The following is a 9,214-nucleotide window of genomic DNA, read 5'->3' as shown; positions in this document are numbered from 1 at the left end:
CCCGACGGCGAGAGCGGCAGATGCAGCGGCTCAAGTCGCCCGAGCAGGCTCAGCGGTTCTTGTCAGCCCACAGCATGATCTACGGGCATTTCCGTTCTCGCCGGCACCTGATGGCCGCCGGCGAGTACCGACGCGCCCGCACCAAGACCTTCCAGATCTGGCAGCAGGAGACCTGCGTCCAGGCGGCTTCCTGATCCTGCCGAATCCTCGATCCACGCGGCTAAACTGGCTTTCTGGTCAAACAACTTGCCAATGCCGCTGAGCGAGTTCTCCGAGCAGTCCATCTGACATCGCTGCAGTTCCGCTGAACAAATCCGTCGCACTCGGCCCTAACGCGCCCCATGCGTCATCCGCGCACAGGTCTCCTAGAAGACAATGCTGGCCCGCAGGAACGCGGTCAGCGGCTCGCCGACTTGGACGCGCAGATTGCCCTGGGCGGACGAGAAGTAGGCGGTGTTGCCGACATTGCGGATGTTCAACTGGAGACGGAGGCGGGCTTCGCCGATCGGCTGCTCATAGCCGGCAAAGATGTCGCCGACGGTATAGGCGGGCAAGGTGAAGCTCTCCGCCGCATCGCCGGCGCGGTCGCCCACGTAGCGGACGCCACCGCCGAGATAGGCGTTCGGCAGGCCGACCGCGTCGAGGGTGTACCGGCCATACATGCTGGCGGTGTTCCTTGCCGCATTCGGCAGGGAATTCCCCTCGGCGCCGGACGTATCCTTCAGGACTTCCGTGTCGGTATAGCCATAGGCGCCGATCAGGCTCAGCGTCGATGTCACGGGGCCCGCGACCTCCAGTTCGACGCCGCGAGACCGCGCCTCCCCGATAGTGCGCGGAATCCCGTTCTCCACCGACGCGATGTTGCGCTTCTTGGTCTGGAACAGCGCGAAATTCGTCGTCCAGCCGCTGCCCAGCTCGATCTTCGTCCCGACCTCATAGGCGTCGCCTTCGGTGGGCGGCAGCGGAGCGGGGTTCACCGTCGAGGTGTTGACCGAGTTCGGGTTGAAGGACGTGCCGTAATTGGCATAGAGCGACAGCCACCGCATGGGCCGGTACAGCACGCCGGCACCGTAGGTCACCGCGGTGTCCGAATTGCTGATGCCGGTGCCCGGAACGCCGATGGAGTAGAACTGGCGGTAGCTCTCGTAGCGAAGCCCGGCCGTGACCGAGAGGTTGGGCAGCAGCTCGATCCGGTCCTGCACGAACACGCCGACGGTGTTGATGTTGTCGATGAGGTTGTCCGTCGCCCTGCTCGTCCTCGACCGGGAGAAGTCCAGCAGGCCATAGGTCGGGTTGTACACGTTGAAGTTCGACTGCGCGGGCCCCTGCAAGTATTGGTTCCGCTTCGTCGTCAGCCGCTCCCAATCGACGCCGCCGACCACTTCGTGCCGCAGGCTGCCGGTGGCGAAGCGCCCGACCAGGCTGGAGGACAGGTAATAGTTGAACTCGTCGCGGTCGATCTGGCTGTCCGCCACGCGGGTCGCAACTCCCGTGTTCGCGTTCACAGCGGTGAGGCGGGCCTGATAATCGTTGTAATTGCGGGACTGCATGGCGCCCATGACGCGCACCGTCAGCGCATTGCTCACGTCGTATTCGAGCCGGCCGTCCACATAGTGGGACGTCTCGGTGACGCGCTCCCAGCGCTCGCCGAGGCGCCGGCTGCGAGGGATGTTCAGCGCGCGGCCGTTGATGAAGGCGGTCCCGCGGTCGAGCGGCACGTCGATGTCCTGGTACTCGTAGGAGAGCTGCAGGCGGAGGTCGTTCCTGCGCCAGGAGATGCTGGGCGCCACAAGGGTGCGCTTCGTGCGGCCGAAATCGCGCCAGTAGTCGCTGTCCTCGCGCTCCAGGATGAAGAGGTAGTCGAGCTGCCCGCCGCCGACCGACCCGAGCGGGCCCGTGCTGTCGATGAAGCCGTCGCGGACGCCGCGATCGCTGAACTGTCCGCTGATCTCCTGCCGTGGCACGCCGAGGGGCTGGCGCGTGATGATGTTGACCGCCCCGCCCGGCTCCAGCCGCCCATAGAGCATGGAGCTTGGGCCGCGCAGGACCTCGACGCGGTCGGTCGTCGCCGTGATGTTGCGGGAGAGCAGGGAGCGGACGCCGTTGCGGAGGAAGCCGCTGCTGGTGCCCTGCACGGTGAAGCCGCGCAGGATGACGCTGTCATAGACGCCGCCATAGGTGTTGCCCTGGCTGACACCGCCCACCGTGGCGAGCGCTTCGTCCATGGTGCGGACCTGCTGGTCGACCAGCACATCGCGCGGGATGATCCTGATGGATTGCGGGATCTCCATGTTCTCGCGCTGCACGCGCGCCGCCGTGGTGTTGTCCGGCACGGCATATCCGCGGCCCGCGGTGTCGCTGGTCGGCGCCTGGCCGTGCACGGAGACCTCCGGGATCTGGATGGGCTGCGGTGCTTCGCGGGCTGCCTGCTGCGTCCAGCCGGGGGAGCTGCTCGAAGTCCAGGCCGCGGCGCCCAGCGCCAACAATGACAAGCCTTCACGGACCCGCTTCGCAGCGCGCATGACCCTGATCTCCTCGGCAGGATTGGTTCTCTTACCGAGCCTATCGCGACTGCGAGCCATTCGCAATATAGCGAACCGAAGGTTTGCCTAATCATTTTCAGACGGCAATGCGCGAGGCGACTGAAGCGCATCCGCCGCGTCCTGAAGTGCCAGCGGCGTCAGGCAACCGCCCTCCATGCGGTAGATCGAATCCGCGAGGTGGAAGAACCGGTCGTCATGGGTGATGGCGATGATCGTCGTGCCCCTGGCGTGGATGTCCGGCAGGACACGGTTGTAGACTTCGGCGCGTGACGCCGGATCCTGGTCGGCCGCCCATTTGTCCAGCAGCAGGATCGGGCGAGCCTCGAGGATGGCTCCGATCAAGGCGAGGCGCTTGCGCTGGCCCTGAGAGCGCGGTGCTGCTCACCAAGCCATGCGTGACGTCGAGCTTGCCGGCGATGCCGAAGCGGCGCAGCAGCCGCCCGATCTCGCCCTCCTCCGACACGTCGCCGCTGCGCGTGATGAAGTGCCTGAACACATGGAAGTCGGACAGGATCGCGACGAAATGCTGCCGGTACCACGCGCGTCGTGCGGCGGTGATCTCGGTGCCGTCCAGCCAGAACGTGCCGCTCGCCGGTGGATAGAGCCCTGTCAGGAGGCGCGTGAAGGTCGACTTTCCCGACCCGTTCCCGCCGATGATGAAGACGAGTTCCCCGCGCCGGACCGTGAAGTCGATGGGGCCGACCACGAAGCCCGGCTCGCCCGCGCTGGAAAGCCGCCTGGCCGGCCTGCCGCCGGCGCGGCGGGACGAGGCGGCGCTCGACTGGTTCCAGGCCAACCTCGCCTCGGCCAGGACAGGCCGCGCGACCTGCAATGGCTGCAGATGCGGCTGTTCATGCGCTGCCACGCGCTGATGGACGGCTACGCCCTGCCGCGCCTGCAAGCCCCGCTGCATGTCTGGTGGGCGCGGGAGACGCTGGGCGAGAGGCCGCACCGCAACCCGCCGGACATGGCGGAGTGGTCCGTCTGCGGCGACTGCGAGGTGCGGATCCTCGACGGCGACCACCGCACCATCCTGTCCCATCCGCAACTGGCGGAGGAGTTCCGCCGCCTCACGCGGGCCTGCCCGTGAGGGCCCGCCGCGTCAGCGGACGTAGCTCATCGGGATGCCCGTTTCCGGATGCGGCTGCACGCCGAGGGGCAGGCCGTAGATCATCTCCAGGCAGGGCTCGGTCATGATCTCCGCGGGCGTGCCATGCGCCACGAGCCGGCCGCCCTTCAGCGCCAGGATCTCGTCGCAGTACCGCGCAGCCATGTTGACGTCGTGCAGCACCAGCACGACGCTCTTGCCGAATTCATGGCCGAGCCGCCGCACCAGCGACAGCACCTCGACCTGATGCGCGATGTCGAGCGCCGATATGGGTTCGTCAAGCAGCAGGCATTCGGCATCCTGCGCCACCAGCATGGCCAGCCAGACCCGCTGCCGCTCGCCGCCCGACAGCGTGTCCACCTGCCGGTCCGCCAACTCCTCGATGCCGGTGAGGCGCATCGCCTCCGCCACCCTATCCCGGTCCGCGTCGGTGAAGCGGCCGAGCATGCCGTGCCAGGGATAGCGGCCCAGCGCCACCAGCTCGCGCGCCAGCATGCCCTCCGCCGGCGCCGTGTGCTGCGGCAGGTAGGCGATGGTGCGCGCCAGGTCGCGCTGCCGCCAGGCCGCGAGCGGCCGCGCGCCGTAGCGGACGGTCCCGGCCGTCGGCGCCTGCTGCCGCGCCAGCAGCTTCAGCAGCGTGGATTTGCCCGAGCCGTTATGGCCGATCAGCCCGATCACCTTGCCCGCCGGCAGGGACAGGCTCAGCGGATGCAGCAGGGTGCGCCCTTCGACGCTGAAGCTTGGGCCCTCCAGCGTGAAGCCATCGAAGATGCTGCGGGACGAGGTGGCGTCGGCCGCCCGGATGCTCATCGCGACTCCTGGCGATTGATAGTCATTCGCAGCCATGATAGCCGTTACTACCTCGGCGACAATCCCTCCCGTCCCGACGGGAGGCGGGCCGCCGAAGCCGCCTCCAGCGGAGACAGGATCATCCTCGCGAAGCCTCCGATGGCGCCTCTCCCGCGCCGTGCCCTCCTTGCCGCCCTGCTGCCCGGGCGAGGCGCGCAGGCCGCCACCGGGCTCTGGATCGCCGTCCTGGACCTGACCATCGCCGAGACGCTGATCGCCATGGGCCGCCCGCCGGCCGCGATGCTGCCGCGGCCGCAATTCTCGGCCGGGCTCGATTCCAGCCTGCCCGACGGCGCGACGGCGCTGGCCTCGGGCGCCCAGCCCAATCTCGAGCTGCTGGCCTCGCTGCGGCCCGACATCATCCTGATCACCCCGCTGATGAACCGCGCGCGGCCCCGCCTGGCCCGCATCGCGCCCGTCACCGTCATCCCGGCGCCGTACCGCCCCGGCCTCGACAGCTGGGGCCAGATGGTGGCCTTCACCCGCAGCGTCGGCACGGCGATCGGCGACACCGGCGCGGCCGAGCGCCTGGTCGCCGACACCGACCGCCACTTCGCCGTGCTGCGCGGCTCGGTGCCCGCCGGCATGCCGCCCCTGCTCGTCATCCGGCAATGGGACGACCGGCACGCCCGGGTCTATGGCCGGAACGGGCTCGTGCAGGCGGCGCTGGACCGCCTCGGCCTGCGCAACGCATGGACGGGCCCCACCAACGCCTTCGGCTTCGCGCAGGTGGGGATCGAGTCGATCTTCGGCCTGGAGGGCCGGCTCGTGGTCATCGACCCGCCCTTCATCGAGAAGCCGGTCGCCGCGTCGGAATACCGGATGTCGGGACTGTGGCGCTACATGCCGCGGCGCTGGAGCGAGGAGGTCGTCCGCATCCCCTACGTCTTCCACCATTTCGGCGCGCTGAACGATTCGCGGCGCTTCGCCGATGCGCTGGTGCCCCGGCTGGAGGTGGCCCGATGAGCGTCGTGCTTCCCTCCGGCGGCGGGCAGGGCGCCCGCCTCTGCCTGATCCTCGGCCTGCTCGTCGCATTGGCGGCGTCCGTCACGCTGCACGCCGCGGGCGGGGTGGCGCACGGGTTGCGCGCGCTCTGGGCGCCGGCGGCGGAGGACGTGCCGGCGCTGTTCCTCCACTACGCCTGGTGGCCGCGCCTGGCGGTCAGCCTGCTGGCGGGGGCCGGCCTCGCCCTCGCGGGCACGCTGATGCAGCAGCTCCTGCGCAACCCGCTGGCCTCGCCCATGACCCTCGGCGTGGCACCCGGGGCGAATGTCGCCCTGATGGCCGCCACCCTGTACGCCCCGGCGGCCCTGGAGGCGGGGCGGGAATGGATCGCCTTCGCCGGCGGCGGGCTGGCCATGCTGCTGGTCTTCGCCATCGCCTGGCGCCGGCAGCTCTCGCCGGTCGTCACCGTGCTCGCCGGGCTGGTAGTGAACCTCCAGCTCGGCGCCGTCGCCGTCATCCTGCTGCTGTCGAACTACGAGGCGCTCTCGGGGCAGCTCATCTGGGGCGCGGGGTCGCTGGCGCAGAACGGCTGGGGCGGGGCGCTCTACCTGCTGCCGCGCCTCGCCATCGGCGCCATCCTCATGGCCATGCTGCTGCGCCCGCTCGCCATCCTCGAGATCGGCGATGCCGGCGCGCGAAGCCTTGGCATCCCGCTCGGGCCGCTCCGCTTCGCGGGGCTCGGCCTCGCCGTGCTGCTCACCGGCAGCATCGTCAGCAGCGTCGGCGTGATCGGCTTCATCGGCCTCGTCGCGCCCAATATCGTGCGGATGGCCGGGGTGCGCGCCCTGCCGGCCCGCGCCTTCTGGGCCGCGCTGCTGGGGGCGCTGCTGCTCGCGCTGACCGATCTCGGCGTGCAATACGCGACAGGCTGCTTCGGCATCTTCCTGACCACCGGGGCGATGACCTCGCTGCTCGGGGCGCCGATCCTGCTCTGGCTGCTGGCCGGGCTGCGGCCGCGGCCCGGCCTGCCCCGCGCGGCGGATGCGGCCATCGCCCACCGGCATGGGGCGACGCGCGCCCTGCTCGGCGGCCTCGGCGCGGCGCTGCTCGCCATGATGGCCATCGGCCTCGCCCTCGGCCAGAGCGGGGAGGGATGGGCCTGGCTCACCCCCGGCAGCGCCGGCCTGCTGGAATGGCGCCTGCCGCGGGTGCTGGCGGCGGCGGGCGGCGGCACGATGCTGGCCCTGGCCGGCGTGCTCATCCAGCGGCTGACCGGCAACCCCATGGCGAGCCCGGAGGTGCTGGGCATCAGCGGCGGCTGCGGCATGGCGCTGCTGCTGGCGGTCTTCCTCCTGCCGGCCGCGTCGGGCGGCATGCTCGTCGGCATCGGCATCGCGGGCGCGGCGGCGACGCTGGCCGCGCTGCTGCTGCTGAACCGCCGCACGGGCTTCGCGCCGGAGCGGGTCCTGCTGACCGGGGTGGCCGTGAACGCCCTGTTCGGCGCGGTGCAAGCCACCCTGCTGGCCCGCGGAGACCCGCGCGGGCAGGAGGCGCTGGCCTGGCTGGCGGGCTCGACCTACTACCTGGATGCCGCATCCGGCGTGACGGCGCTCGGCCTCGCCATCGCCCTGACGATCGCCGCGGGCCTCTTCGTCCGCTGGCTCGAGGTCCTGCCGCTCGGCGCGACCGTGGCGCGCGGGATCGGCATCCCGGTCCTGGCGGCCCGCCTGGCCCTGCTGCTGCTCGTCTCCCTGCTGACGGCCTGCGCCACGCTGGTGGTGGGGCCGCTCTCCTTCGTCGGGCTGCTCGGCCCGCACCTGGCACGGCTGCTCGGCCTGCATCGCGCGGGGCAGCAACTGGCCGGGGCCGCGCTGGCGGGCGCGCTGCTGATGGTGACCTCCGACTGGATCGGCCGCCAGATCCTCTTCCCCTGGGAGATTCCGGCCGGCATCGTCGCCTCGCTGCTCGGCGGCGCCTATTTCATCTGGGGGCTGCGGCGGCTATGAGCGCGGCCCGCTCGCTCGAACACCTGCACGGCAACCTGCTGCCGAAATTCCCGCCGTCGCGGATCGGTGGCGAGCCGCCGGCCGGGGCGGTGCCCGGGCGGGCGCTGGCCGAGGCCGAGGCGCTGCGCGGCGTTATCGGGCGCTATGCGGAACGCGCCGGCTACGGGCAGCACGATTTCAGCGCGGTCGCCTCGGAATGGTCGAAGCACTATTTCATCGTGCTGCTGTTGCCGGTGGTCGCCGCCAACATCATCGAGGACCGGGAGCTGCCGACCGCCTTCGACAGCTTCCATGTCGAGCTGGGCGAGGACCAGCTGCCCCTGCGGCTCTGGTTCGAAGGCGAGGGGGCCCCGCTCGGCGACACCGGCGTGCCGGCGCGCTTCCAGGCCGTGCTGGCGCATCTGGAACGGCTCATCGAAGGGCTTTGCGGCCTGTCGCGCTTCTCGTCCAAGGTGTTCTGGAACAACGCAGGCAACGTCTTCGAGCTGTTCTCCTCGCAGATTCACCGGCACCCGCTGGCCCGGCCCGGCCTGGGCGACCCGGTGCGGGACATGGTGGCCCGCCGCCGGTTCCCCGACGGGCGGCCCAATCCCCTGTACGAGCCGGTGCGCTACCTGACGGATCCGCAGGGCAAGGCGCGCCGGGTCCGCAAGCTGTGCTGCTTCCGCTACTTCCTGCCGCATCTGACAGGCCCTTCTTATTGCGGCTCCTGTCCGTTGAAGGCGGAGAACAAGCTACGGCTCCCTGTCGGGTACGGATGCGACGGGTAGACTAGGCCTTCTACCTGCTCACGAGCGCGATGGAGCCGGAGATGGTGGAGCGCCTGCACGGGCGCCTCGGGGCAGACATACGGCGACGCGCGGACAGGATGCACCGGGCCGGGGATCGCCGCGACGTCATTCTGACGCATGCCCTGCTCAGCTTCGTTCTGGGACGGCACGGCTTGGCCGATGCGCCGCTGGCGCGTTCGCCGGAGGGCCGGCCTTATCTCGCCCGCGACGGGCCGGTGCCGGGTTTCAACCTGACGCACACGGCAGGCCTGGTCGCCTGCGCCCTCTCCTGGACGTGCCGCGTCGGGATTGACGCCGAGCACTTGGGCCGTGGCGATGACGCGAGGACGATGGCCGAGGAATGCCTTACGGACAACGAACTGAGCCATTTGAGGCAGAGCAAAGCGCCAGATCGATCCTTCCTCGATTTCTGAACTCTCAAGGAAAGCAGCACGAAAGCCATCGGCCTCGGGATCCTAATGCCCTTTCGAGATATGGAGTTTCATCTCGACCCTCCACGGCTATCCCTGGCTCTGGTGCACGAACAGTCGTGAGGGCGCGCGTGGTCCTCGAAGGTGCCGATCAGGCAACGCGCTGCGCGCGAGGCAGGCCAAGTTCGGCCATGCGGTTCAGGACGCCGGCGATGATGGCGGCCTCATCCCGCTGTGCTTCGAGGCCTCGCGCCCGCAGATCGCCGCCGAGGACGCGCTTCCATCACGAGTGGGTCCACTCTGCCGGCATTGGCAAGTTGTTTGGCCAGGAAGCAAGTTTAGCCGCGTGGATCGAGGATTCGGCAGGATCAGGAAGCCGCCTGGACGCAGGTCTCCTGCTGCCAGATCTGGAAGGTCTTGGTGCGGGCGCGTCGGTACTCGCCGGCGGCCATCAGGTGCCGGCGAGAACGGAAATGCCCGTAGATCATGCTGTGGGCTGACAAGAACCGCTGAGCCTGCTCGGGCGACTTGAGCCGCTGCATCTGCCGCTCTCGCCGTCGGG

The 9,214-nt window shown here is 69.8% G+C and carries 9 protein-coding genes and 3 pseudogenes; 7 read left to right on the top strand and 5 right to left on the bottom strand.

Annotated elements, in window-relative coordinates; genetic code table 11:
* A pseudogene (locus BO39_RS33380) lies at window positions 1-194 on the top strand (IS6 family transposase); the annotation flags it as partial.
* Between the two features lie 171 nt (window positions 195-365).
* Here the strand turns inward: BO39_RS33380 and BO39_RS28470 are convergent.
* The 3 genes and pseudogenes from BO39_RS28470 to BO39_RS35530 form a co-directional block, all read right to left on the bottom strand.
* On the bottom strand, window positions 366-2,522 hold the full coding sequence (locus BO39_RS28470; protein WP_169742892.1) for a TonB-dependent siderophore receptor: 2,157 nt from the start codon (window positions 2,520-2,522) through the stop codon (window positions 366-368).
* An 87-nt stretch (window positions 2,523-2,609) separates the two neighbouring features.
* Window positions 2,610-2,885, bottom strand: coding sequence for a hypothetical protein (locus BO39_RS34780; RefSeq protein ID WP_052402996.1), 276 nt, complete (start codon window positions 2,883-2,885; stop codon window positions 2,610-2,612).
* Between the two features lie 112 nt (window positions 2,886-2,997).
* Window positions 2,998-3,249, bottom strand: a pseudogene (locus BO39_RS35530) (ATP-binding cassette domain-containing protein); the annotation flags it as partial.
* Here BO39_RS35530 and BO39_RS34770 point away from each other — a divergent pair.
* Window positions 3,164-3,415, top strand: a complete 252-nt coding sequence (locus BO39_RS34770; protein WP_052402995.1) for a hypothetical protein — start codon at window positions 3,164-3,166, stop codon at window positions 3,413-3,415. The pseudogene BO39_RS35530 and the gene BO39_RS34770 sit on opposite strands and share 86 nt — an antisense overlap.
* On the top strand, window positions 3,385-3,633 hold the full coding sequence (locus BO39_RS33840; protein ID WP_043840125.1) for a hypothetical protein: 249 nt from the start codon (window positions 3,385-3,387) through the stop codon (window positions 3,631-3,633). The genes BO39_RS34770 and BO39_RS33840 overlap by 31 nt, the downstream gene beginning before the upstream one ends.
* 12 nt (window positions 3,634-3,645) lie before the next feature.
* Here BO39_RS33840 and BO39_RS28455 read toward each other — a convergent pair whose 3' ends face one another.
* Window positions 3,646-4,461: an ATP-binding cassette domain-containing protein gene (locus tag BO39_RS28455; protein WP_052402993.1), complete on the bottom strand. Its 816-nt coding sequence runs from the start codon at window positions 4,459-4,461 to the stop codon at window positions 3,646-3,648.
* 138 nt (window positions 4,462-4,599) lie between these two features.
* Here BO39_RS28455 and BO39_RS28450 point away from each other — a divergent pair, with 138 nt between their 5' ends.
* Genes BO39_RS28450 through BO39_RS28435 form a run of 4 tightly spaced genes read left to right on the top strand, consistent with a single transcriptional unit; the run spans window position 4,600 to window position 8,655 of the window.
* Window positions 4,600-5,466, top strand: a complete 867-nt coding sequence (locus BO39_RS28450) for an ABC transporter substrate-binding protein (RefSeq protein ID WP_043840121.1) — start codon at window positions 4,600-4,602, stop codon at window positions 5,464-5,466.
* A complete protein-coding gene (fhuB, locus tag BO39_RS28445) occupies window positions 5,463-7,451 on the top strand; it encodes a Fe(3+)-hydroxamate ABC transporter permease FhuB (RefSeq protein WP_043840119.1) in 1,989 nt (662 codons plus the stop codon). The genes BO39_RS28450 and fhuB overlap by 4 nt, the downstream gene beginning before the upstream one ends.
* Entirely contained in the window at window positions 7,448-8,221 is a 774-nt protein-coding gene (gene fhuF, locus BO39_RS28440; protein ID WP_052402992.1) for a siderophore-iron reductase FhuF, read from the top strand. Before fhuB ends, fhuF begins: the two co-directional genes overlap by 4 nt.
* A gap of 41 nt (window positions 8,222-8,262) precedes the next feature.
* On the top strand, window positions 8,263-8,655 hold the full coding sequence (locus BO39_RS28435) for a 4'-phosphopantetheinyl transferase family protein (protein ID WP_156964106.1): 393 nt from the start codon (window positions 8,263-8,265) through the stop codon (window positions 8,653-8,655).
* 365 nt (window positions 8,656-9,020) lie between these two features.
* Here the strand turns inward: BO39_RS28435 and BO39_RS33375 are convergent.
* Window positions 9,021-9,214, bottom strand: a pseudogene (locus tag BO39_RS33375) (IS6 family transposase); the annotation flags it as partial.

This window comes from Roseomonas aerilata DSM 19363, assembly GCF_000711725.1.
Lineage (GTDB): Bacteria > Pseudomonadota > Alphaproteobacteria > Acetobacterales > Acetobacteraceae > Roseomonas > Roseomonas aerilata.
Note: the sequence above shows the minus strand (reverse complement) of the source record. Positions and strands in the feature narration are given on the sequence as shown.